Genomic DNA, 23,648 nt, shown 5'->3' with positions numbered 1-23,648 from the left:
AGCTATGATGAGCCGAAAGTCCTCTCTTCTCAATTAACACTGTTTGGTCTCAAAGGCGTTGATGTCGGACAGGTGACACCACAATCGGTCTGTTCATCAGGATGGGATGCTGCACTATGAAACCGAGCAACTGATCGTCAGACCATTTGGGATTTGCCAGATCCAGCTCCGCAAAAGGCGTCCCTTTTTCCCGCAATAAATCACGCACGGGGATTTCCATGGCTGCAAGAAGCTCGGACAGTTGTTCTTTGGAAGGTGGTGTTTGCAAATATTCAATGATGACAGGCTCTTCACCGCTGGCGCGGATCATAGCGAGCGTATTGCGTGAAGTGCCGCATGCAGGGTTGTGATAAATTGTAACGGACATCAGAGATTGACCTGCCTTAGTTCGATCATTTGCTTACATATACCAGTTTTTTGAACGGTTAATGATCTGAAGGTGAAAGCATAAGGTGCCCAAATATCGGGATCAACGCATCCGATAATCGGTGTAAGCAACGATACTTAACTTGTTGAATTTTTATCTGAGAAATACCATCAAAATGCTTCTGGCGGAGAGAGCGGGATTCTGTTTTCGTCTTAGAATATATTAACATATTGATTTTTATGATATATTTAAAATTCAAAAAATGAATTTTGTACCATTTTTTGTACCATAATTGCGATGGATTTTTGAAGTAGAAGGTTTGTCTTACGGTGTTGGCTGTGGATTGTTATGTCTGTCAGCCAAAAAAGCATATGCCTTTGCATATTTCGCAAGGCGCATTTCATCTTTTTCAGATAAGGAGTTCAGGCGGGATCGATCCATATTGTGGGTCAGGTCTGCAAGCTTTACGATTTTCGCTAATGGGTCAGCTTTGACCGTTTCAAGGTAAGCAAAGTAGTCGACATCTGGCTTCGTTAAGAGCTGCACAACGCGTGAAATGGTCAAAGCTTTCTGTTCAGTAATTCCGCCTGCCATTAATTCGGATTCAAGTTGCTTTGGTGCTATATCGCAGTCTTCTATGATATCATGGAGATAAGCGATTGCTTTCGCTAGTTCGTTGTCGTGAATCTGCGATGCGACAGCGGTTAAGTGCCCTGAAAAATAATCAACGCCTGCTTTATCAGCCTGCCCTTGATGGTACTTTCGCGCAATCGCTTTCGCTGTTTCAACTATCATTCTTATTCTCCTTGCTGATCTGTCTGTAAAAGTGAAGCCAAGCCCCGACACGTCCATAGAAGTAACCATATTGATCGCTGATGTAAGTTGCTACCACGGTATCAGAGCCTGACTCATAAGGATGGCAATGATATCAATCTCTTGCGATGCGCCGTGTTAGAAAAGGAATGTTGGTGATGTAAAGCTGCGCCTCGGTAGAAGCGATGGTTATCTCGAAGTCTTTTGCCAATCTTCGGCATCGTCTCAATCATGCAAAGGTGTGTTCGACAACCCATCTGCGTGATAGGAGTTCAAAGCCTAGTGCTTGATCTGATCGCTTGATGATCACCATTGTGAATTTACCGACCTTTTCCAGTCTGCCTTTGAACTTAGGCCCAGCGTATCCGCCGTTAGCAAAGATATACCGTAACCACGGCCAGCGCTTGAAGATGGATTTCAAGACATCCGGCGCACCGTCTCTGTCCTGAATACCAGCCGAGTGGATCACGAGGCCAACCTTCAAGCGGAGTATATCAAGCCCAATGTGTCGCTTTCTCCCAACGATCTTCTTACCCGCATCAAATCCACGTATTCCAACACTTTCCGTGGTTTTGACCGACTGACTATCGATTGCACCAGCCGTAGGGCTGGGTTGTTTATTCGCCTGCTCACATGCGGTCATCACAAGCGTATTGCCGATAGTGTCCACAGCCCTGCAACGCGCCATTCATAGAGATGTACTTGGACGGTTGAATAAGGTGGCAAATTCTTGGCCAGCATATGCCGCTTACAACCAGTTGATGCGATATAAAACAAAGCATTCACAACCTCATGCAATTCAGTGGTACGTGACGGTCAAAATGTCGGCAAAACGGGCGTGATGAGGGTAATCAATGCCCATTCTTTTGCGGTCATATCACTTACGTAACGCGGTCTCTGTCATTGATAATCAGGTCGAGTGATTCCAGTTTAGTACATCGTGATTTCCATCTTATATTAGAAATCCGATTGAATTATAACCTACTGAAATCACACAAGCCTTTTCAGGTCAGGCTCTGAAAAATATTATTCATTTGTCGATCAGATTAGTTATAATACTATATTTATGGTTAACTAAAATGGGAGATGTTTATTATGTATAGTAAGAATATAAAAATTGCTTTTGTTGCATTTATTGTTGCAGCTTCAGTTGTTCCAGCTAATGCTTATAAAATCATATATGACAGCGGCACCAAAAAATGGTCGGGGCAGTGTAAGGATGGGCATCAATTCGTAGTTGGAGATGGTACTTCTCAACTTAGTGAATCTCAAGCGGCAAAAATATGCGCTAAGCATGGTGGTCTGCGCACAAATGATAAGCTGAATGGAAAAGTTAAGCAGGACAATAAGAAGCCTGCTGGCCCATTGAAAAACTGAAGAACCCAGATCAAATGAGGGCAAGTGGTTTCAGTCTAGGACATCGTGATCTCCATCGTATATCAGAAATCCGATTGAATCATAACCTACTGAAATCACTCGTGCCTTTTCAGGTCAGGCTCTGAAACCTGATTTTGTAATCTTTATTTGCGGTGTATGAAAAGTAATATGGCTGATACGCCTTTAGAGCCATTTCGATGGAATGTCGAACAAAGGTTCTGATCTTGAATACGTGTAATGCAGGTGTTTTGCCAAATAAACGAGGTGGCGGGCTTTCACCAAATCGGAAGTCTATAGAGCTGTATTACCCAGCAAGGACATGCCTGTGCCATATTGAATTTTCGACATCAATAAACATATAAATGCAATTTCACGATATTGAATATCATAGGTAATTCCTTCGATATCAATGCTTTGTTGCATGTCCAAGGATCGATTAACTAGCTGATGTCATAAAGTTATTGATTGAATAAGGTTGGCCGATATCATGGCGATAAGCAACAAGATCACCGCCTTTACCTGCACTGTAATCGACGCAAATGACGTTGGAAGATAATGGTTTTGGTTTGTCTGTTAACCAGTAGTGACCAATGAAGAGCATGGAATCTTCATTGTAGCGATAAGCATCAAGGTTTGGGATTGTATCCCTTGGCAGGGTCTGGGTTATGGCTTCCGGCAAAAGTGCAAGGGATGCATAATCATTAGCGGTGTTGTCCCACCATTTTACGCGTACAGAACGGCGTTCATGACCATCTGCGTCTTGAAACTTCATGTCATTGGGAAGAGGGAGTTCCAAGCCTTTTAATAGCAATTCGGTTGCTTCAAAGGCTGCACTGCCTTCTTTGGCGCTCTCAATGATGCCTGCCTCTGTCAAGCAGTTGTCGCTGGTTAAGAACGGCCTCAGTTGTTTTTGTTTCTGCGTATTCCAGCAGGCGTGAACGACACGGATGTCGTCAATTTCAAGCCAGATGGGGAGTGCCTTGAAGAACGAAATAAGTTCATTGTAGAGAACGGAATCATGTTGCACCCCATTCAGGAATGCAGCGTGTTGCTGGAGGTTCTTTTTCCCAGTGTTTCCTGAATGGGTGCGTAAATAGTCGTTGGGCTGATGTGGATTTGGTGTGGCATAGCAAATAGCGTTGTATTCGTGATTGCCCATTACCGCTAAGGCAGAGCCATTTTCAATCATAGCTTTGGCCGTCAGGACGGTATCAAGTTGCTGTGGTCCACGATCAATGAAATCACCAAGGAAAATTACTTTCCTTTCGGAATGGGTGTACCCATAAGAATTAGCCTTAGTATACCCTAACTTAAATAAAAGACTGTGTAATTTTGTACTATTTCCATGAATATCACCAATAATATCGTATCCTATTGTTGTCATAGTGATTCCAAAAAATAAAATGTGAATTAATAAAGAAAGCAATCTTTTATCGCTTTTAGGTGTTCGATGAAGAATTATTCATACTTATTGTCGTTCGTTTTGTTCACTTTTACTTATTCAGAGGGTGCCGTAGCGCAGAGTCAATTGCCCATTAGTGAAGGGAGTTTTGTTTCATCGAAGGCAGACTGCACCCTTCTTAAGAAAGGAGAGCTGGATTTTGTCGAATTGTCTATTGAACAAAATGGGCGGCAATTTTCCTTTCCGGAAGTTAGTTGTCTGGTTGCTGAGGTGAAGAAGGTTCGAAATGGGCGTTTTTATGTGAAAGCTGATTGCAGAGAATTTGAAGATATAGGTGAGCAGCAATTTTTTCTTGATGTATTGTCGAGCAAGAACATTCGAATTGATGGACGTGACTTAGTTGCATGTGAGTGGGATGGTTCTGCAAAAGGACTTGAAGCTCTACCAGCCGCTAAACCGGAGTTAGATCATGCTGGAAAGATTTCGGACTCTGTGAAGGGTGTGAAAAAACTGATTATGCAATGGGAAGCTGAGGAAACTATTTGTCGTGGGAGTAATCCGGATGATCCAAAAACTATGAAGGCTTGTGTACGGCGGAGTGCCGTGGTTCAGGCATTGGAAAAATCAGGGTGGTGTTACGGTACGGAAGATCAGGCGCGTGTTGATATGCGATGGCATAAATGCCTGCGAGATTCGATACGTTCATACGACTAAGTCCGTTGGATTGTCAAAGTGATGATCAACTATGTTGATCAGATATATTTTATTTAGAATGTAAGTAGGTAACAAGCGGAGGAAGTTATGGGAATTAAAGAGAGTATACTACGAATCTTATCCGAAAGGGATTTGTTGGAAAGTGATGCTGCTAAAGGTGTTGCTGCACAGGCGGTTGCACGCGGGGTTGATACGCTGACGGATAAGCAAAAATACGTACTAAAAGGCTACTTTAATCCGGTTTGTGAGGGGGACAGAATACATGACTGTGAAAAGCGCCTGACTGATAAAGAACATTTGTCTGCGCTGGAGCACTACAGCGATAATATTTCTTGTTTTGATTGTATGGCTCAGATTGAACATCAGGATCATACGTGGGCTAAAATGGAAAAAGAATAACGATCTGAAACATGATCCCTTGTGATCTGTTGATTGTTTCTTGTGGTTCAATTTGTTTATGCCTTAAGCGGACCATACTGATCTTGGTTCCATAAGTATCATTTGATAACTTATAACGAACCATCTATAATGGAACCATGTAAATGGAACTTTATGGTGGTTCGTATGTTTGTGAGAGCTTACCTTCGTGCATCGACAAAAGAGCAAGATGCCAGCAGGGCGAAAGACGATTTGTTTCAGTTCGCTAGCGATAAAGGTCTGAAGATTGCAGCCACATATATTGAAAATGAAAGTGGCGCATCGCTGAACCGTCCGGAGCTTTTTCGTCTGCTATCTGACTGTCAGGCAGGTGATATTTTACTGATAGAGCAGGTGGACCGCTTAAGTCGTTTGAATGCTATGGACTGGGAGCGCTTGAAGTCTGAAATTCGTGACAGGCAGGTTAAAGTGGTTGCTCTTGATTTGCCGACATCATGGGGAATGGCCGTTTCAAGTACAGATGAATTCACTGCCCGTATGTCAGGAGCCATTAATAATATGATGCTGGACATGATCGCGGCCATTGCTCGTAAAGACTATGAGGATCGTCGTAGACGACAAAAGCAGGGAATAGCCAAGGCTAGAGAGCAGGGGCTTTATAAAGGTCGTCCGGAGAATAAATCCCGTAATGAAGCTATACTGAAAATGCTTGAAAGTGGCCAAAGCTGGAATAGCATTATTCAGGCAACCGGTTGTTCCAGATCGACCTTATCAAGACTTAAAAAGTCCGGTAATAGAGTATAATCTCTCGCAATGGGAGGAGTAATTAAAAATCCATCGAGAGTAGAGTGAAGCTTTATCCTTCGTGATTGGTAAATTGGCTATTGTCACCTCCAAGTAAATGCGATGCTGCCAGCAGGTCGTTATCGAAATAAGTATGACGCCAATCAAGTGTGCCAAGTATGATGCAATGACTTTCCCTAGTGTAAAAGGGGTAAATGCGGGCAAACTCATTGTTTTAAGTGTGTTCGTGATTTACCCGTCAACGTAATGTGTTAAGTCAAGGCCATTCAAAAGAACTTATAGCTTGCAGTAATCGCGCATCCGCTTGGCGAGTGCTTGCTGACCGTTATTATCCAGCTGATCAGTTGCGGCTTTCATGTCATCGCTGCGTTCATCCTGCCCGAGTTTGAATTTCACCTCTATCTTATCTATCGGCATAGTGTAGCCGAGAATATTCGGTAGGCGTCGCCCCATGCCACCGGGGCCAAGCTCTTTCATCTGCCACGGCTTATCACGGCCGCGCTCCATATGGCTCACCAAATCCTGCAAATGCTGTACAGTCTCTGTATCGCTCATAACTGCTGGTTTTCCGTGAATATGCGCAACCATAAAGCTCCATGTCGGTGCGCTGTCACGTTGCGGATAATTCGGGTACCACGAGGAGGAAATATAGCTGCCCTGATCCATCAGAATGGCAATAGAAGGCAGGCCAACGCGCAAATATTGTCCGTGATCATTATTCATCGCAATGTGAGAAATCAGACGGCGGTTCTGCCGGTCAATCATAAAGATCGGGTGAGAGATCGCCACACCACCTTCATGCGGGGTAATCAGCGTACCCAGCACAGTGCGGTCAATAAGATCAAAAATCTCAGTTTCCTTATGCGGCTGAAAATAGTCTTTGGTATAAAGCATGTATTTGATGTCCTCAGGCGCAAATCGCAGGGCGGCGGCTATCCCACGGATAGGCACGTTCAAGTTGAGCGGCTAATGTCAGAAGGGTTTCTTCTTTGCCATTCGCCGCAATGAACTGCATGCCGAGCGGTGTATTTTCTGCGGTTTGCAGCAGCGGAATACTCATGGCAGGCGCACCGGCGGCATTGACCGGATGGGTGAACATGGTCAACTCCATGAACTGACGGGCAAAATGCTTCCAGTCATTTGTGCGGACATTCAATGTGCCTTTATCGAAAGGCAGACATGGCAATACGGGGGACAGCACCACATCCACGGTGTTGAACATACGTCCGAAACTACGGGCGGTCGTGTTGGCCTGATTGCGGGCGCGCAGAATATCCAGACCACTGAGCGAGCGACCATATTCGGCAAGGCCCAGATTGCTTGGCTCAAAGAAGTCACTATTCATAGGCTTGTTGAAATCACGCGCCAGATCATCCACTTCCATCGCCGTATAGGTGGCAACCAATTTGGTGAAGGCAGCACTCAAAGCCTGCGCATCATAGTCCGGCATGATCTCAACAATCTCATGGCCGAGTGCAACACACATATCTGCGGTTTTTTGCAAGCCTTCCAACACAGCCTGCTCGACTAGTGTTTCAAGGCCGGTTTTCTGCCACAGACCGATGCGCAATTTACGCGGCGACTGATTGACCGCCTGCATGAATGTGCCGGTTTTGGCAGGTGCACAATAAAGCGCGCCTTGTTCCGGTGCGTCAGTCAGGTCGAGCATCAAAGCGCTGTCACGCACTGAGCGGGTGAGGACGTGATGGCTCACCAGCCCGCCCCAGTTTTCAGTCGAAACAGGGCCGCAGGGAACCCGTCCGCGGGACGGGCGCAGGCCAAAAAGACCCGAGCAGGCGGCTGGGACACGGATAGAACCGGCACCGTCATTGCCATAGGCCACCGGTACCATGCGTGCGGCAACGGCAGCCGCTGCACCGCCGGAGGAGCCGCCAATACTTTTGCGGACATCCCAAGGATTAAGCGTTGCACCATGCAGGCTTGGCTCGGTGGCAATGTTGCAGGAAAATTCCGGCAAATTGGTTTTCCCGATGATGACCAGACCGGCAGCGCGATAACGGGTCACTAGTTCATGATCCCGCTCAGATACATTACCGTCTGCGGCGCGACAGCCATAGGACATTGGTGCGCCGGCATAAGACGGACAGTCGTCTTTCAGTAAGGTCGGCACACCAAACAGTGCCCCATGATCTTGCGGGGATTGGGTGGCAAGGTGTTGCAATTGTTCGTCTGCCGCGTCTCGCATTTCGCAGATAATGGCATTCAGTTGCGGATTAACACGGGCAATGGCTGCAAAGGCTTCATCAACCGCTTCACGCGGAGAAAGCACTTTGTCCTTAATGGCTTGCGCCAGACTTGTTGCATCGCTGTCAGTATAATTAAATTCAGGCGCGGCCATAGGAAGTCCTGTTCATAAAGGGGAGGACAATGCCGGAATATCCGGCATCGCGTATAAAGTTCAGTCTTTTTTGCTCATGCCCCAGAGACGGTGAGTACCGGCCGGCCAACCTTTGTAATCCGCGACTTTTGGATTGAGTGCTGTGATTGTCGGCAGGTTGAACAGGCCGATGATCGGCACTTGTTTTGCCGCCAGTTGATGCAGTTCATTGTAGATTTTCTTACGCTCTTCGAAATCCTGCGTATTCGCAGCCTTGGTGCGCAGGGCAATGGCTTCTTTGTCATCCCACTGATGCGCAGGTTCCTGTGCTTTGTCGCCAATCAGAGATTGATACATCAGTAGCGGATCAAGGCGAGCGGAATAAGCAAAAATTTCCATCTCATAATCGCCGCGACGATAACGGTCGAGTTGGGTTGCCCAGTCGCGCACTTCCAGCTGAGCATTGATACCGGCCATGTTGAGCATGGCCTGTACAATTGTTGCGACCTGCACACGGTCATCGCGATTGGAAACCAGCAGGCTGATCGGCTCGCCATTATAACCGGCTTCAGCCAGCAGGGCGCGCGCCTTTTCCACATCATAAGCAGGCCAAGTGGCGGTGCTGTCATCGCGATACGGGCTTTCCGACGGGATGATTGACGGGTTGGCAACATAACGTCCTTCACCAACCGCACCGACAAGCTGCGTCAGATCAATGGCATGCGCAATAGCCTGACGCATACGCACATCTTTGAGGCGCGGTGCATTGGTTTGCAGATGCAGCGTCATCCATGACGGTGTTTGCTGAATATCGACATTCATGGATTTTGCAGTCAGCGTATCGATCAGTGTCGGATCGATTTCGTCGATCATGTCAATATCACCGGCAACAAGACCATTGCTGCGGGTGCTGGCATCCGGAACCGTCATAAAGCGCAGGGTCGGAATAAGCGCCTGTTTGTTACCGGCATAACCGTCTTTGTCTCCGGCAAGAGCGCTGTAATCATCGAATTTTTTCAGTTCAACATAACGACCGGTTTGCCAATCGCTGAACTGATAAGGGCCGGTGCCGACAGGCTTGTCAAATTTGCCGTCAGAAGCCACAGAAGAGGGATGGAGTATCCACGGCGTGCACTGAATTGTCGCCAGAGTCATCAGAAAGTTCGGTGCGGGTGCGTTGAATTTCACTGTCACCGTATAATCATCCGCAGCGCTCACATCTTCAATCGCAGCGCCGATGGTGCCATTATAACGGCCGGCACATTGAAAGTCGGTTTCTGCATTCAGATAACGCTTGAAGTTCCAGACAACATCTTCGGCTTTCATTTCACTGCCGTTGTGAAATTTTACACCTTTACGCAACTGAAACACATATTCTGTTGCTTCTGGATTGCTGCTCCAGCTCTCGGCCAGCATCGGTTTAATGGTCAGGTCCTCACCATAGGCAACCAGACCCTCAACCACATGCGCCAGAACCATATCTGACGGACCATCACGGTTCACGCCCGGATTTTTACTGCCGATATCGGAGTGCAGAGCCAGTCGCAGAGTCTGCCCTTCTTGTGCTGAGACAGCGAAGGAAAAGGTGGTCGCGAATGCGGTAAATGCCAGTATTTTCAAACTGTTTTTAAAGATCATGTTATTCCCCTGTTTTTATAATTTTTAGTAACGACCTTGCACGACATCCGTGAAGAAGGCCTCTGCGTGCTCAATCACACGGAAAGGCTCATGGGCAACACCGGCCACAGTATCGCGACGCACCCGAATACCCTGTGTTTCAAAGGATTTTGCCAAAGCTTCAATGCGATCCAGCCGGTTTTCACCCATCAGATCGGCACCATCCATCCAGAAGGCGCTGTCACGCGGAATGGCGATTTCCCATGTGAGATTGTCTTCCGTGCCGATCAGGGTCTGCACTTTCACATTGCGCATGGCATCGAGATTGATTGTCTTACCAAATAGAGCTTCGATATTGCGGGTGCCAACCCACCAGTCATAATCGGAATTGAGCAGAGTCACGACGCCCGGTGCGCCGATAGACACAGCAGTCAGACGTTCCGGATGCAGCATGAAAAACCGTTGGCTGAACTGGCCGCCGCCGGAGAAGCCATACATCATGAAACGATTATCCTTGAGACGGTATTTGGCAGCGACCTCATCGACCATCGACAACAGAATTTCGTCATAGCGAATATCGTGAAATTTGATGCGCTTGTAATTGGAAAGTTCATCCTTCTGGATAATGCCGACCGGAAACAGCGGTGCCAGAATAATGCAGTCTTTTTTCGCGGCAAAATCTGCAAAACGGTCACGATATTGCGATGCCGTACGCCCTGTGCCATGCACGATCACGGCCAGATTATAAGTTTTCGTATCTGTTTCGCTATAAGATTCAGGTACATAGAGACAGTAGCTGAAGCGTTGATCCTGTTGACTGGCAAAGAACGGTGTGGCACCGAAATCATAAAAGCTGAGTTTAATGCCGTGGCCTTCGCGTTTCACAGTTGATGACATATTTTCCTCCCCGGATGGGTTCATTATGCGGCTTCGTTACGCCATTTCAGGCGTACGCCGCCAGTGCCGGTCGTTTCTAAAATCGGGATAGCCGAGAGCAGCTGTCGTGTATAATCCGTCTGCGGATGGTCAAAGATTGCGTCCCGTGTGCCTTGTTCTATAATCTTGCCGTCTTTCATCACCACCACGCGGTCTGCGATTTGTTCCACAACCCCGAGATCATGACTGATAAACAGGCAGGCAAAGCCGTAACGCTCCTGCAATTCCGCGAGCAGGTCTAGCACTTGTGCACGCACAGTCACATCCAGAGCTGACACGGCTTCATCGGCAATCAGAAAAGCAGGGCGTCGCACAAGGGCACGGGCAATGGCAACACGTTGGCGCTGACCACCGGAAAGTTCATGCGGAAAGCGTTCTGTAAAGTCGCCGCCAAGGCCGACATCCTCCAGCGTGCTTTTCACCAGAGCGCTTTTTTCTGCAGTGCTTACCCCCTCGGATAAACGCAGTGGTTCTGCCACGAGCTGCCCGATCTTCATGCGCGGGTCGAGGGATGAGTAGGGGTCCTGAAACACAAGCTGGCAATTGAACCGGTAATCATTGAAATGATTGTTGTTACGGCTGACTTGTTGGCCTTTATAGTTGAGTGTGCCGGATTTAGGTTGCACGAGACCGGCGATAACCCGCGCCAGTGTCGTTTTTCCGGAGCCGGAACCGCCGACAATCGCCACGACTTCTTTCGGGAAAATTGTAACGCTCACATCATCTAGCGCGGTTTTAACCGGCGCTTTTTGAAACAGGCTTTTGTTACCGATAAAATCAACAATGATATTGTCTGCCTGCATCAGAGCTTCACCGCTCGCAGGTGCGCGGGCAGGGATGCGGCGTGGCAGTGTTGAAAGCAGTTTGCGGGTATAATCATGTTGCGGATTGCTCAGAACCTGCTCGGTCAGGCCTTCCTCCACCAGATCACCATAGCGCATCACAACAATGCGATCACAATAGCGCGCCACCATTGGCAGATCATGGCTGATTAGCAAGACGGAGGTGCTATTCTCACGGGTCAGTTTGAGCAGTAGTTCCATGATTTCACGCTGGACAACGGCATCCAATGCGGTCGTCGGCTCGTCCGCTATCAGCAAATCGGGTTGCAGCAACATGGCCGAAGCAATCATAATACGCTGACGCATGCCGCCGGAGAACTGGTGTGGATGGGCGCTCAGTGCTTTTTCACCATCTTTGATGCCGACCTTTTCCAGCATGTTAATGATTTTGAGCCGCCGCTCTTTTTTGCTTTCCTGCTGGTAGTGCAGTTCCAGCCCTTCTTCCAGCTGCCGGCCAATCGTCAAAGACGGATTGAGCGAGGTCATCGGCTCCTGAAAGATCATGGCAATACGCTTGCCGCGAATAGAGCGAATGGCTGTGCCATTCATGGCAAAGACATCTTCGCCGTTGAAGCGGATTTTCCCGTTGCTCGGCTGAATGGTTTTCGGCAGCAATTTCATGATGGCGCGTGCCACCATGGTCTTGCCTGAGCCGGATTCACCAACCACGCCGACAATCTCGCCGGAGCCGACGTGAAAGCTGACCTGTTTAACCACCTGCGGGCCGCTCTGGCCGACACGTAATGTCAGGCTGTCGATTTCAAGTAGCGGGTTCATGAGCGTTTCCTCAGTCGTGGATCGAGTAGATCGCGCAGGGCATCGCCAAGCAGATTGACGCCAAGCAGGGTGAGCGAAATAGCAAGGCCGGGGAAAATACCTAGCCACATGGCCTGCTCGATATGAGCGCGGCTGCCGGCCAGCATATTGCCCCAGGTTGGTGCGGGAGGAGCAACACCAAGGCCAAGGAAACTGAGAGAACTTTCGGCGAGTAAAACCCAGCCAAGCATGGAGGTCGCCATAACTGTAATCGGTGCCAGACAATTGGGCAGAACATGGCGCAGCATGGTGAAGAACTCGGAATTGCCCATCAAACGGGACGCCTGAATATATTCAAGTTCACGGATGGATAGTACCGTGCCGCGCACAATACGGATGACCGACGACATATAGGCCAGCGCCAGTGCGAGAATGATGCCTTTTTCATTGGCACCAAAAACAGCCAGCAGACCCAGTGCCAGCAACATGCCCGGGAACGCCATTAATGCGTCGTTGACGGCCATCAAAATGCGGTCAAACCAACCGCGCAGAAAGCCAGTCAAGGCACCGAGAAAGACACCAAAAATTGTCGCCAGCAATACGGTCAGCAGGCTGATACGGGCAGAAGCGGCCGCACCACGCATCAGGCGGCTGAGGACATCGCGGCCATATTCATCGGTGCCGAACGGATGGGAAAGGCTGGGTGCCGCGAGTTTGGCAGCAAAATTGAGTGCCAGCGGGTCATAGGGTGTCCAGAAAGAACCGATCAGCATAACAATACCGATACTGCCAACCAGGGTACCGCCGATGAGAAGGTTTAATGGCAGATGTTTCATTGTGCCGTCACCTTCGGATCAAAATACGGATAGACGAGATCAACAATCAGATTCACGACCACGTAGATACCGGCGATGAACAACAGGCAGCCCTGAATAACCGGATAGTCACGGGCAAAGATCGCATTAACCAGCAAACGGCCAAGACCCGGAATGGTGAAAACCGTTTCAACAACCGCTACACCCGCCAGAAGATTGCCGAGGATAAGACCCAGCAATGTCCATGTCGGACCAAATGCATTGCGGAAAGCATGGCGCCACATCACTGTGCCTTCAGACAGACCTTTGGCACGCGCATGCATAATATATTCAAGGTTCAGCACTTCCAGTGTCGAAGCACGTGCCATACGCATGATAACGCCGATCTCATGGAGAAACAGCGTCATCACCGGCAGGATCAAATAGATCAGCGCGGCCTTTGGACTTTCAGAAAAACTGATATAACCGACAATCGGCAGCCAGCCGAGCTTCATGCCGAAGCTGAGGATCAGCAGCAGCCCCATCCAGAATGTCGGGATAGAGAGCAGCAATGTCGCGCAGCTGACAACAGTGAAATCTGTGAAGCTGTTTTGCTTCCATGCCGCAATCATACCTAGTGGCACAGCAACCAATGTTGCCAGAACCACAGCAGTAAACACGATCGTGGCACTGGTGGAGAAACGGTCAAGGATCAGTTCCAAAACCGGTTCTTTATTGGCGATGGAAACGCCAAAATCACCCTGCAGAATATTGCTTGCCCAGATAAAAAACTGCGTGGCGATACTTTGGTTTAGCCCCAGTCTTTCACGCAAGTTTTCCAGCGCTGCGGCATCTGCCGCATCGCCGAGCATCATCGCTGCCGGATCGCCCGGGATCATGCGGACGATGACGAAAACCGCCACCGCCACAATTAGCAGTGTGGGGATAGCCATGACTATCCGTGTCAGTGCAAAACGGAGCATGGCCTCAACCTTTTATCGATACAGCCTGCGCAGGTTTTCCGGCATCCGCAGGTACCGGCGTGTCATTGCGCAGCGTATAGCTGGTGAAGGTACGGTTGAGCGCCGGCAAAGGGGCAATTTCCATGAAATTCAATGCGGCTTCCATGATAACCATGGCAACAGTTGCGGTGAGATTGCTGGTGTCGCTTGGGCGCGGTGGACGGCAAACAGCAAAAGGTGTGAGGAAATCATCAAACAGGGCAATTTTCAGCGCCTGACGATCGAGCTTCTCACCCTGCTGTTCAAGGATTTTACGAACGCGCCAGTCACGGTAGAAGCTTTCCGCTACGTAAGGGCGTCCGGTATCCACCAGTTTGGACAATGCGACAGGACTGACCCAGTGATTGGCATGCACAATCAGGTCGTTTTCAGGGTAAAGCGGAAAGGCCTCATCCGGTGCACACTCAAAATCAATACCGAAACCGGCAGCACTTGCAATCATAATATTGTTCGAGCAGGATTTTGGTGTGGTTGCTACGGTTTTGATTGCTTTAGCAAAATGTTCCTGCTCCAGCACTTTGCGGCGCAGCAGACCAAGCGGTACACCGAGTTTTTTATAGTCGCGGTCGCATTCCAAATAATTGGCAGTAATGGTAATACCTGCTTCATTGAATCCGCTGCGTGCCAGACCGCCAGCCTCAACAAAGGTAACATAATCCGGTCCATCTTCGCGCTGAACGCGCAGCACAACACCGGTTTCAGCACATTCCGCGCGCCAATCCCAGTTTTGGCCATGGACTAGATTTCCTGTCTTGCTCCGTTCCGGCATTATCAAGGCGCCAGTGCAACCGTCATCCAGATCATCATCTTCTGGTGTACCGGTCATGGTGCGTGCCATGGCCACAACTTCGGTACGCGCATTGATCATCACGATATCTTCGAATGCAACGCTGGAGCCATCGCTGATACCACGCATTTCTTCAAGATAAAGCGGTTCAAATTCGGCGATCTTGGTCGCGCAATCATCAATCAGCTTGCTTTTTTGCGTTGATGCAAGACCGAAGCTAGTCAGTGTACCGGTATAGAGTTCAGCACTTCGTTCAATATATGACTTCAGTAAAACTCCGTATTGACGACCACGCTCATAGGCTTCTCCGGTCAGGGCTACAAAAGGAAATGGCTTGATCGTCATTGGTGTCCTCAATTGTATTTTGTATGCATGTAATACACATCCTACGTCAAATTACATAAGTCAATAGATTTTTGTTTAAAATTATGCAAAACTAAAAGCTGGTCATTATATGGCTTAGGGCATGGAAAGTTGCCTCTTGCGATGAGTGCGCGGCTCATGCATAGCTGTGTACACAACTAAATCGGGATTATGTTTCAATAAAAAACAGAAAATACTTATGACAACACAACAAGAAGCACGGAAAGATGCAACCGAGGCTGCCGGTTTTGATTGGGAGTTGAGCGGTTTACAGGCGGACGTAGCGCGAAAAGTTCTCGCATTGATAAGTGCCGGTAAGTGGCAACTGTTAGAGCGTATTTCGGATGCGGCGCTTTCGCGGGAGCTGAATGTTTCCCGTTCACCTGTGCGTTTTGTGCTGAATCTATTAACTGATTATGGTCTTCTAGCCCATGTCGCAGGTAAGGGCTATCATCTGATAAGAATGCTTACCGAAGACGAGCTGATTGATCAACTAATACCAAGATCAGAAAATACCAATCTCTATAATGACTTAATGACGGCGCGTGCTATGGGCGTGATTGGTACAGAGGTTTCTGAGACCGAGCTTGTGGAACAGTTTAAAGCTACGCGCGGTGCTGTACGCCGCGCGTTATTACGTTTCTCGTCTGAAGGATTAGCGGAACGTTTGCCGGGGCACGGTTGGCGTTTTACAGAGTCACTAGATAATGAACGTGCAGTGCAGGAAAGCTATACGTTTCGACTTGTGGTTGAGTGCGGTGCGTTGTTACAGCCCGATTATGCCCCTCAGGAGGAGCAGCTTCAAGCCCTGCTACGTCAACAACAGGCAATTCTTGATCTGCCAGTGGGACAGCTTACTAAGGATACGTGGTTTTACACTAATGCGGCGTTTCATGAAACCATAGTTTCCTGGGCTAATAATAGGTTTTTCACCCAATCTGTCCGCTGGCAGAATAGTTTGCGACGGATGACTGAATATGCGGATTTTGGCACACTTAGCGAAAAACGTTTACATGACGCCTGTCATGATCACATTGATATTTTACGGGCGATAGAGGAGCTAGACATTAATTTTGCCGCGGCATTATTGCGCCGCCACATCTCACGTTCCAGTCGTGATGATTAATAGTATGTTGATGTAGCACTTATGATCGGTAAGATGCTGTTTTCCGTTTATATTCTATAGTCATTCTGGTTTTGCCGAGCTCGTAGTCTACAAGATCAGTAATCAGTTTCTCTATTCTATAATTGCAATATATGAAGGCGCTAAAAGATTGGGTCTGCAGCAGGCGGTTATTCTGTTGCTGGATTTTGTAAAGCTGTGCTTATGATACCAGTAAAAATCTGCAAGGCATTGTATGCCTTGCAGATGATAAATATGGGCATTTTATTTGACTTACGGCAAGCAAGTGCACGGTTCCATAAAGGCCAGATTGTCCTGTTGTGAGTGATATCACAGTCTTTTTGCAATCATTGTCATTAGGAGCTTGGTTGTTCAGGCTTCGCTACGTGGACATTGATCATGTTCTGATTGGCCATCATACCCATTGCCATAGCTGCTCCTGCTGGTTTAAACCCCTTTGATACTAGCCAATTGTAGTGCCAGTTGTTGTAAACAAACATAAACACAATGCTGGCAAGGCCGAAAGTGCAGAGAACTGCAAGTAGGATGATTAAGAAGCCAACAAAGTGGCCACGAAACAATGCTGGGAATGGACCAAAGAACAAGCATGTCCACGATATGCCCTTGAAGCCAACTGCTGTTCTATGGGTAACTGGTTCTATCATTTGAATTGGGTATGCCATTGAAGCGACCTTTGTTTCTCGACCTTAGCCGTGTTGCGTATGTTTCTGATGGGTTGCAGCTGATTGGCTGATTGACCCGATACGTTTGATCGCTTCGATCTGCACTTCATTTGCCCCCGACATTGTTATGTGAATCCATTGGATTCACTAACGTGTGCTCAAATTTAATATGTGCCCAGCAGTCCGTCGATTGTCAAGCCGTCTATACTGTTAATCGTTCTATGAACGCAAGACAGATTATCGGTTGGAATTTACGGAAACTTCGTGTGGCTAAGGGCTTCTCTCAGGAGCGATTAGCTTTGGAGTCAAATGTTGACAGGTCGTATGTAGGGAGGGTCGAACGGGGTACAGAGAACGTCACGATTTCGACACTGGAAGCATTGGCTGATGCACTGCAAGTGACAGTCAGTGAGCTTTTTGAAGTTCCTGATAAAGACGCACTGCCACCGCAGCCAATGAAGGCGGGGCGAAAATATAAATAATTGGAAATTTCCGTGTTATAGGAAGTGATTTGGAGATTAAGTTTTGTAGTAGGCTTAGTTGAAAACTTTGGTCTGTAAGCCCTGCTTTATTATGAAGTACAGGCCGCCTCCCGCAATCGATACGACGATGATTATCGCCAGAGTGATGTAAACACTTGTATTCTTCAACGCGAAGGCCATTGCAAAGGGTGCGATGGCGGATAGCACCAATCTCGCAGACATCAGTTTTCCCTGCATCGCACCATATCCGGCGCTTCCAAATAAATATAACGGGAGGGAGCCGCTTATAATGCTGAACAGACCATTGCCGAAACCAAACAGGCAGGCGAATAATATCGCCGCAGGGATATAAGGCGCACCGATCATCAATATCATAACGGATAAGGCAATGAACGAGGCTGCGATGATGGCTAAGTTCACGGGGGATAGGGTTTTTCCCGCCATCATATTGATCAGGCGGCTGGCGACTTGCGATGGTCCGAACACAGCGCCAATAAAGGCTGCTGATTTTGCCAAGCCCAATATGGCCAGTAGCGGGATCATATGGACAAGGATTGCAGAGGATATCAATGCCTGTAAGGAAAATGCTGCCAGAAGTACTGTGAAGCCCATACGTCTTGATGCCTGAGGCAATGCACCGGCTACAGAAGCTATTTCTTTGTCATCATTCTTACGTTGGTCATGAGTTGTTTTACTGGTGCGTGTCAGGGAATAATGCAGCGGGAGGCATACCACCAGATGCAGACCGGCAAAGACCAGATAGATTTGCTGCCATGTCAGCCATTGAAGAAGCAATGATGTGAGTGGCCAGAAGATGGTGGATGCAAAACCGGCTATCAGTGTCAGATAGACAATGCTGCGCTGAGCAACCATTGGTTTGATCTGCACAAGCAGTGCAAAGGCGGCTCCGTATTGTACGAGATTGGCAGCAATCTCCACAATTGTAAGCGTTACAATGAACGCCAGCGAATTGGGGGATGTTGCGCAAAGGATGAGAGCAAGCGCTGCAAAAGCAGAGCCGACTGTCATAATTTGTGCAGCACCTAAGCGGTCAATGAGTTTGCCCAGCCACGGTGCCAGCACACCACCTGCTAGCAGTGCTATGGATAATATTCCATAGACCCATTCCGTTGTTGCCTGATAGCCATGCGCAATGGACGGAGCCAGCACACTGAATGAATAGTAGAGTGTGCCGTAGCCGATGATTTGTGTGAGGCCAAGGCTCAGGATTGCATAAGCAGGAAGGCGCTGATCGGTCATATGGATTTCAACGAAACACGGGTTTCCAGTTTCTCTGCGGCTTCTTTTCGTTCACTGTAACGGTCGGTCAGGTGGTCAGAAATGCCCCGTGTCAGGATGGTGAACTTGATGAGTTCTTCCATGACGTCGACAACTCTTTCATAAAATGAAGAGGGCTTCATGTGTCCGGCTTCATCAAACTCCTGCCATGCTTTGGCGACTGATGATTGGTTGGGGATTGTAATCATGCGCATCCATCGACCTAGCACACGCATTTGGTTCAAAGCATTGAAAGACTGCGAGCCGCCGGAAACCTGCATCAGTGCCAGTGTGCGACCTTGCGTCGGGCGTACAGAGCCGCCCGCTAAAGGTATCCAGTCAATTTGTGATTTCATGACCGCACTCATTGCGCCGTGGCGTTCAGGACTGGTCCAGACTTGCCCTTCTGACCACACCATTGCTTCCCGCAACTCTTGAACCTTGCTGTGATCAGCAGTGCTGTCATCTGGCAATGGCAAACCGTTGGCATGATATATCCGTGTTTCTGCCCCCATAAATTCCAGCAGGCGCTGTGCTTCAAGCGTTAAGAAGCGGCTGTAAGAACGTTCTCTCAGTGATCCGTATAGAAGCAGGATGCGCGGTTTATGTGTCAGTAAAGGCGCTTGGAGCTTATCGTAATCGGGTGCACGAAACGCCTGCAGGTCAAGATTGGGCAGTGTCACGATTATCTGTCCTTCCGCTCATAAGTGATCTGTTCTCCGTCTTCTTTGGTGAAACTGACAGCGGGATTTTCCAGAAGGTCAAGAACACGTTCTGACGGGCGACAAAGGGCTGTACCACGAGGTGCGGCCACAACCGGTCTGTTCATCAGGATCGGATGTTGCACAATAAAATCCAGCAGCTGATCGTCCGACCATTTCGGATTGGCTAAATCGAGTTCAGCAAAAGGAGTGCCTTTTTCCCGCAGTAAATCCCGCACGGAAATTTTCATGGCAGCAACAAGTTCTGAGAGTTGTTCTTTGGATAGTGGCGTTTGCAAATATTCAATGATGACAGGCTCTTCACCGCTGGCGCGGATCATGGCGAGTGTGTTGCGTGAAGTTCCGCATTTAGGGTTGTGATAGATTGTAACGGACATCAGATATCACCTGTTTTGGTTTGATTATTGCCTTGTTCGTACCAGCCTTTTGACCGGTTCACGATCCAGACAACGGAGAGCATGACGGGAACTTCCACCAATACGCCGACAACTGTTGCAAGGGCAGCACCGGAACTGAAGCCGAAAAGGCTGATTGCTGCGGCAACGGCTAATTCGAAGAAGTTTGAAGCGCCGATCATTGCAGACGGGCCTGCAATACAATGTTGTTCGCCGGACATCCGGTTCAGGATATAGGCCAGACCGGAGTTGAAATAGACTTGGATCAGGATCGGTACAGCAAGCATGGCGATGATTAGTGGCTGGGCGATGATCTGTTCCCCCTGAAAACCAAAGAGCAAAACAAGCGTTGCAAGAAGAGCGACCAGCGATAATGGCTGTAATGCCTTCAGCAGCTTGTTTAAGGACTGGCCACCATTCTTGGAGAGCAGGCTGCGTCGTATCAGTTGTGCGATGATGACGGGAAAGATGATGTACAAAACCACTGAGAAAATCAGTGTATTCCACGGCACTGTGATCGCTGATAATCCTAAGAGCAGGCCGACAATCGGGGCAAAGGCAATGACCATGATCGCGTCATTCAGTGCCACCTGAGATAGTGTGAAATGGGGTTCGCCTTTAATCAGGTTTGACCATACAAAGACCATTGCTGTGCATGGTGCTGCGGCAAGAATAATCAGGCCTGCTATGTAAGAGTCAATTTGATCTTGCGGGAGATATGGTCTGAATAGCCAACCGATGAACAGCCAGCCCAGCAAGGCCATAGAGAAGGGTTTGACGGCCCAGTTGACGAAGAGCGTTACGCTGATGCCACGCCAATGCTGGCCGACCTGACGCATCGCTGAGAAGTCGATTTTAAGCAGCATGGGAATGATCATCAGCCAGATCAGTATGGCAACAGGTATATTGACCTTAGCAACCTCTGCTGCCCCGACCATTTGGAAGGCTGCGGGAAACAGATGCCCCAAGGCAATCCCGATGATGATACATAGCGCAACCCAGAGTGTCAGATATCGTTCAAATACAGACATTATAGCTTCCTTGGTGTGCCAATATTACCTTCCATCAAACCAATTTGGTTCAGCTGGTTTTGGATTGACATGCGATCAATTGAACCTAGTGGAAGATTGAGGAACGCTGATATTCGGTTCTTCATAAAGCGCGCTGCAAGAGCAAAAGCACGTTGCTTTTCGGTTTCGCTGCCTTCAACTGCCGCTGGGTCTTCAATACCCCAGTGCGCAGTCATCGGATGGCCGATCCATACGGGGCAAGACTCTCCTGCAGCACTATCACACACGGTAAAAATGAAATCCATTTTCGGCGCATCTGAACCGGCAAATACATCCCAGCTTTTTGATGTGAGATGATTAGTGGGAAGACCCATAGCCTGAAGTTCTTTTATCGCGAGTGGATGAACTTCGCCTTTGGGTTTGCTACCAGCAGAAAAGGCACGAAACCGACCTTCTCCGTCCATGTTAAGTATGGCTTCGCCTAAAATTGAACGAGCGGAATTGCCCGTGCACAAAAAGAGCACGTTATAGACCTTGTCAGTCATCACATGTGTCCGTCTAGTTGATAGCTAAAGTTAATTGATCATTGTTTCTGGATTTTTTGTTTTGTCATCAGTGCATTGCGCAAGGTTTACAATTAGAGGCTTGCAAAGCGCGGCATTGCCTCCACAACAATCCTTGATCATGAAAAGTGTCAGTTCCCGAAATACATCAAGGTCAGCACGGTAGATGATCGACCGGCTCTGACGTTCCCCTTTGACCAATCCTGCTCGTGATAATGTGGCAAGATGGGCTGACATTGTATTCTGGGGTACATCCAATACACGTGCCAGTTCACCTGCTGGTAAACCGTTCGGTTCGTGCTTGACCAGTAGCCGGAAAGTTTCCAGTCGTGTGGTCTGTGCTAAGGCGGCGAGTGCCGTGATTGCTTTTTCATTTTCCATATATCTAGAATAATGGATATATTGACTGTGTCAACACAAATGATAAATTATTAGGGGGGCCTACCTGAGGGGGAGTGCTGGCATAGTTTTCGACTGTGCCAGCATTGTTTTTAATGAAGCGAATTACTGGCGGCTTGTCGTTCTGCTTTGTCGTGCAGAGCAAACTTGTCGATCATATCTGCGCTTGCACGGTTAAAACCGCGTACTTCGACCTGTGCTCCGGAAGATCGAAGCTTTAAGACGACTTTATCAAGAGCTCCAACAGCAGTTATGTCCCACAAATGCGCTCGGCTGACATCAATTATGATATGAGCGTGTGTGCTGCTGAAATCGAAAGAATGGATAAAACTCTCAGCTGAAGCGAAGAAAATCTGTCCTTCAACCATATAGGTAAGTGTGTTTGTGCTCTCGTCGCTTTGTTTGGTAACAGTAAAAAGTTTAGCAACTTTTCCAGCAAAGAATATGCCTGATAACAGCACTCCAACGATGACGCCTTTTGCCAAATCATGCGTTGTAATGACTGTTACAACTGTAGCAATCATGACGACTGAAGAAGGCAGCGGATTGCGTCTAAGATCAAGCACAGAGCGCCAAGAAAATGTTCCGATTGAAACCATAATCATCACTGCAACAAGTGCTGCCATTGGAATGATTTTGACAAGATCGTTAAGCACAACAATCAGGAAAAGAAGAAACGCGCCTGCTACAAATGTTGAGAGTCTGCCGCGACCGCCTGACGACACATTGATCACGGACTGGCCAATCATGGCACAGCCACCCATTCCGCCGATAAGTGCAGAAGCTATATTGCTTGTTCCTTGTCCGTAGCATTCCTGATTTTTATTGCTGGGCGTATCAGTCATGTCATCAACAATTTGAGCTGTCAGCAATGATTCAAGCAAGCCAACAGATGCCAGTGTTACGGAATAAGGGAATATGATCTGCAGAGTTTCGAAGGTGAGGGGTACTTGTGGCAAGGCGAAAATTGGAAATGCTGAAGGGAGTTCCCCTAAATCACCGACTGTCCGTAACTCCATACCAGTTGACCATGCAATGACCGTCAGTACGACAATTGCGATTAATGGCGAGGGGATTGCCTTGGTCAGATAAGGGAAAAGATAGATTATCCCCAGTCCGGCTGCAATCATCCAGTAGGTTTGTGTCGGAACATCGATCAGTTCCGGTAGCTGAGCCATAAAGATCAAAATGGCCAGTGCATTTACAAAGCCGGTAATGACGGAACGGGAAACAAAACGCATTACCCGCGCCAACTTTAATGCTCCGGCAAGTATCTGAAGAATACCCATTAAGATTGTGGCTGCGAAAAGATATTGCAGTCCATGTTCTTTAACGAGTGATACCATGACGACAGCTGTGGCCGCTGTAGCCGCTGAAATCATTGCAGGGCGACCACCGGTAAAAGCTGCCACACATGCAATTGCAAATGAAGCATACAAACCAACTTTGGGGTCCACGCCTGCAATAACAGAAAACCCTATCGCTTCAGGAATAAGAGCGAGAGCAACAACGATACCCGATAAGATATCGCCACGAATGTTTGAAAACCACTGACTGCGGTATTCTTTTAATCTTAGCATTGGGAATTTTACACACTGATGCAACGAACTGAAAATTTGGCTTTTAAGAATGCCGTTGCAGTGTTGTCTGGCGGATAGGCGGCCAGAAGAGCCACTCGGAATT

The 23,648-nt window shown here is 48.2% G+C and carries 24 protein-coding genes, 2 pseudogenes and 1 other annotated feature (1 of these 27 cut by a window edge); of the genes and pseudogenes, 6 read left to right on the top strand and 20 right to left on the bottom strand.

Annotated elements, in window-relative coordinates; translation table 11 throughout:
• Window positions 1-73: 73 nt before the first annotated feature.
• The 3 genes and pseudogenes from arsC (KHQ09_RS14460) to KHQ09_RS14450 all read right to left on the bottom strand — a co-directional run.
• Window positions 74-367, bottom strand: a pseudogene (arsC, locus tag KHQ09_RS14460) (arsenate reductase (glutaredoxin)); the annotation flags it as partial.
• A 324-nt stretch (window positions 368-691) separates the two neighbouring features.
• Window positions 692-1,162, bottom strand: coding sequence for a hypothetical protein (locus KHQ09_RS14455; protein ID WP_213598962.1), 471 nt, complete (start codon window positions 1,160-1,162; stop codon window positions 692-694).
• 133 nt (window positions 1,163-1,295) lie between these two features.
• Window positions 1,296-2,056 (bottom strand): annotated as a pseudogene (locus tag KHQ09_RS14450) (IS5 family transposase).
• Window positions 2,057-2,275: 219 nt separating this feature from the next.
• On the opposite strand from KHQ09_RS14450, the gene KHQ09_RS14445 reads away from it, so the two are divergent.
• Entirely contained in the window at window positions 2,276-2,557 is a 282-nt protein-coding gene (locus KHQ09_RS14445) for a hypothetical protein (protein WP_213598960.1), read from the top strand.
• 436 nt (window positions 2,558-2,993) lie between these two features.
• Here the strand turns inward: KHQ09_RS14445 and KHQ09_RS14440 are convergent, their stop codons facing one another.
• A complete protein-coding gene (locus tag KHQ09_RS14440) occupies window positions 2,994-3,941 on the bottom strand; it encodes a metallophosphoesterase (RefSeq protein WP_213598958.1) in 948 nt (315 codons plus the stop codon).
• A gap of 66 nt (window positions 3,942-4,007) precedes the next feature.
• Between KHQ09_RS14440 and KHQ09_RS14435 the strand changes: the two genes are divergently transcribed.
• The 3 genes from KHQ09_RS14435 to KHQ09_RS14425 all read left to right on the top strand — a co-directional run bounded on the left by KHQ09_RS14435 (window position 4,008) and on the right by KHQ09_RS14425 (window position 5,855).
• The gene (locus KHQ09_RS14435; RefSeq protein ID WP_213598956.1) at window positions 4,008-4,673 is read left to right on the top strand and encodes a hypothetical protein; all 666 of its coding nucleotides are present in this window, start codon (window positions 4,008-4,010) and stop codon (window positions 4,671-4,673) included.
• An 87-nt stretch (window positions 4,674-4,760) separates the two neighbouring features.
• Window positions 4,761-5,072: a hypothetical protein gene (locus KHQ09_RS14430; RefSeq protein ID WP_075657091.1), complete on the top strand. Its 312-nt coding sequence runs from the start codon at window positions 4,761-4,763 to the stop codon at window positions 5,070-5,072.
• A gap of 165 nt (window positions 5,073-5,237) precedes the next feature.
• Window positions 5,238-5,855 carry a recombinase family protein gene (locus tag KHQ09_RS14425; RefSeq protein ID WP_213600027.1) on the top strand — a complete coding sequence of 206 codons (618 nt, stop codon included), beginning with the start codon at window positions 5,238-5,240 and terminating at the stop codon, window positions 5,853-5,855.
• 276 nt (window positions 5,856-6,131) lie between these two features.
• Here the strand turns inward: KHQ09_RS14425 and KHQ09_RS14420 are convergent, their stop codons facing one another.
• From KHQ09_RS14420 to KHQ09_RS14385, 8 genes are read right to left on the bottom strand one after another with little or no spacing between them, the layout of a single operon-like run.
• Complete coding sequence (locus tag KHQ09_RS14420; protein ID WP_213598955.1) at window positions 6,132-6,749, bottom strand: FMN-binding negative transcriptional regulator; 618 nt, start codon at window positions 6,747-6,749, stop codon at window positions 6,132-6,134.
• Window positions 6,750-6,762: 13 nt separating this feature from the next.
• On the bottom strand, window positions 6,763-8,214 hold the full coding sequence (locus KHQ09_RS14415; RefSeq protein ID WP_213598953.1) for an amidase: 1,452 nt from the start codon (window positions 8,212-8,214) through the stop codon (window positions 6,763-6,765).
• A 60-nt stretch (window positions 8,215-8,274) separates the two neighbouring features.
• The gene (locus tag KHQ09_RS14410; RefSeq protein WP_213598951.1) at window positions 8,275-9,831 is read right to left on the bottom strand and encodes an ABC transporter substrate-binding protein; all 1,557 of its coding nucleotides are present in this window, start codon (window positions 9,829-9,831) and stop codon (window positions 8,275-8,277) included.
• A gap of 24 nt (window positions 9,832-9,855) precedes the next feature.
• Window positions 9,856-10,707, bottom strand: coding sequence for an alpha/beta hydrolase (locus KHQ09_RS14405; RefSeq protein WP_213598949.1), 852 nt, complete (start codon window positions 10,705-10,707; stop codon window positions 9,856-9,858).
• 23 nt (window positions 10,708-10,730) lie between these two features.
• Window positions 10,731-12,365: an ABC transporter ATP-binding protein gene (locus KHQ09_RS14400; RefSeq protein WP_213598948.1), complete on the bottom strand. Its 1,635-nt coding sequence runs from the start codon at window positions 12,363-12,365 to the stop codon at window positions 10,731-10,733.
• On the bottom strand, window positions 12,362-13,180 hold the full coding sequence (locus KHQ09_RS14395) for an ABC transporter permease (protein ID WP_213598946.1): 819 nt from the start codon (window positions 13,178-13,180) through the stop codon (window positions 12,362-12,364). Before KHQ09_RS14395 ends, KHQ09_RS14400 begins: the two co-directional genes overlap by 4 nt.
• Complete coding sequence (locus KHQ09_RS14390; RefSeq protein WP_213598944.1) at window positions 13,177-14,121, bottom strand: ABC transporter permease; 945 nt, start codon at window positions 14,119-14,121, stop codon at window positions 13,177-13,179. The genes KHQ09_RS14395 and KHQ09_RS14390 overlap by 4 nt, the downstream gene beginning before the upstream one ends.
• Before the next feature lie 4 nt (window positions 14,122-14,125).
• Window positions 14,126-15,292 (bottom strand): C45 family autoproteolytic acyltransferase/hydrolase, encoded by a 1,167-nt coding sequence (locus KHQ09_RS14385; protein WP_213598942.1) that lies wholly within the window; start codon window positions 15,290-15,292, stop codon window positions 14,126-14,128.
• A gap of 217 nt (window positions 15,293-15,509) precedes the next feature.
• Between KHQ09_RS14385 and KHQ09_RS14380 the strand changes: the two genes are divergently transcribed.
• Entirely contained in the window at window positions 15,510-16,436 is a 927-nt protein-coding gene (locus KHQ09_RS14380) for a GntR family transcriptional regulator (RefSeq protein WP_213598940.1), read from the top strand.
• Window positions 16,437-16,789: 353 nt separating this feature from the next.
• Here the strand turns inward: KHQ09_RS14380 and KHQ09_RS14375 are convergent, their stop codons facing one another.
• Window positions 16,790-17,116, bottom strand: coding sequence for a hypothetical protein (locus KHQ09_RS14375; protein ID WP_213598938.1), 327 nt, complete (start codon window positions 17,114-17,116; stop codon window positions 16,790-16,792).
• Between the two features lie 221 nt (window positions 17,117-17,337).
• On the opposite strand from KHQ09_RS14375, the gene KHQ09_RS14370 reads away from it, so the two are divergent.
• Window positions 17,338-17,598, top strand: coding sequence for a helix-turn-helix domain-containing protein (locus KHQ09_RS14370; RefSeq protein WP_022709229.1), 261 nt, complete (start codon window positions 17,338-17,340; stop codon window positions 17,596-17,598).
• Window positions 17,599-17,652: 54 nt separating this feature from the next.
• Here the strand turns inward: KHQ09_RS14370 and arsK are convergent, their stop codons facing one another.
• The 7 genes from arsK to KHQ09_RS14335 all read right to left on the bottom strand — a co-directional run bounded on the left by arsK (window position 17,653) and on the right by KHQ09_RS14335 (window position 23,545).
• Window positions 17,653-18,858, bottom strand: coding sequence for an arsenite efflux MFS transporter ArsK (gene arsK / locus KHQ09_RS14365; protein WP_213598936.1), 1,206 nt, complete (start codon window positions 18,856-18,858; stop codon window positions 17,653-17,655).
• On the bottom strand, window positions 18,855-19,565 hold the full coding sequence (gene arsH, locus KHQ09_RS14360) for an arsenical resistance protein ArsH (RefSeq protein WP_272491723.1): 711 nt from the start codon (window positions 19,563-19,565) through the stop codon (window positions 18,855-18,857). The genes arsK and arsH overlap by 4 nt, the downstream gene beginning before the upstream one ends.
• Entirely contained in the window at window positions 19,562-19,975 is a 414-nt protein-coding gene (gene arsC / locus KHQ09_RS14355) for an arsenate reductase (glutaredoxin) (RefSeq protein WP_213598934.1), read from the bottom strand. Before arsC (KHQ09_RS14355) ends, arsH begins: the two co-directional genes overlap by 4 nt.
• On the bottom strand, window positions 19,975-21,024 hold the full coding sequence (gene arsB / locus KHQ09_RS14350) for an ACR3 family arsenite efflux transporter (protein ID WP_213598932.1): 1,050 nt from the start codon (window positions 21,022-21,024) through the stop codon (window positions 19,975-19,977). Before arsB ends, arsC (KHQ09_RS14355) begins: the two co-directional genes overlap by 1 nt.
• A complete protein-coding gene (locus KHQ09_RS14345; protein WP_151160142.1) occupies window positions 21,024-21,548 on the bottom strand; it encodes an arsenate reductase ArsC in 525 nt (174 codons plus the stop codon). The genes arsB and KHQ09_RS14345 overlap by 1 nt, the downstream gene beginning before the upstream one ends.
• 30 nt (window positions 21,549-21,578) lie before the next feature.
• The gene (locus tag KHQ09_RS14340) at window positions 21,579-21,947 is read right to left on the bottom strand and encodes an ArsR/SmtB family transcription factor (protein WP_213598930.1); all 369 of its coding nucleotides are present in this window, start codon (window positions 21,945-21,947) and stop codon (window positions 21,579-21,581) included.
• Between the two features lie 110 nt (window positions 21,948-22,057).
• A complete protein-coding gene (locus KHQ09_RS14335) occupies window positions 22,058-23,545 on the bottom strand; it encodes a SulP family inorganic anion transporter (RefSeq protein ID WP_213598928.1) in 1,488 nt (495 codons plus the stop codon).
• Window positions 23,546-23,606: 61 nt separating this feature from the next.
• Window positions 23,607-23,648, bottom strand: a sequence feature (sul1 is cis-regulatory element that is thought to sense ions involved in sulfur or methionine metabolism; They are found in Alphaproteobacteria); it runs 14 nt beyond the window's last position.

Source organism: Pseudochrobactrum algeriensis (assembly GCF_018436245.1).
Lineage (GTDB): Bacteria > Pseudomonadota > Alphaproteobacteria > Rhizobiales > Rhizobiaceae > Pseudochrobactrum > Pseudochrobactrum saccharolyticum.
The sequence above is the reverse complement of the archived record's forward strand: the minus strand, read 5'-3'. Positions and strand labels throughout refer to the sequence as shown.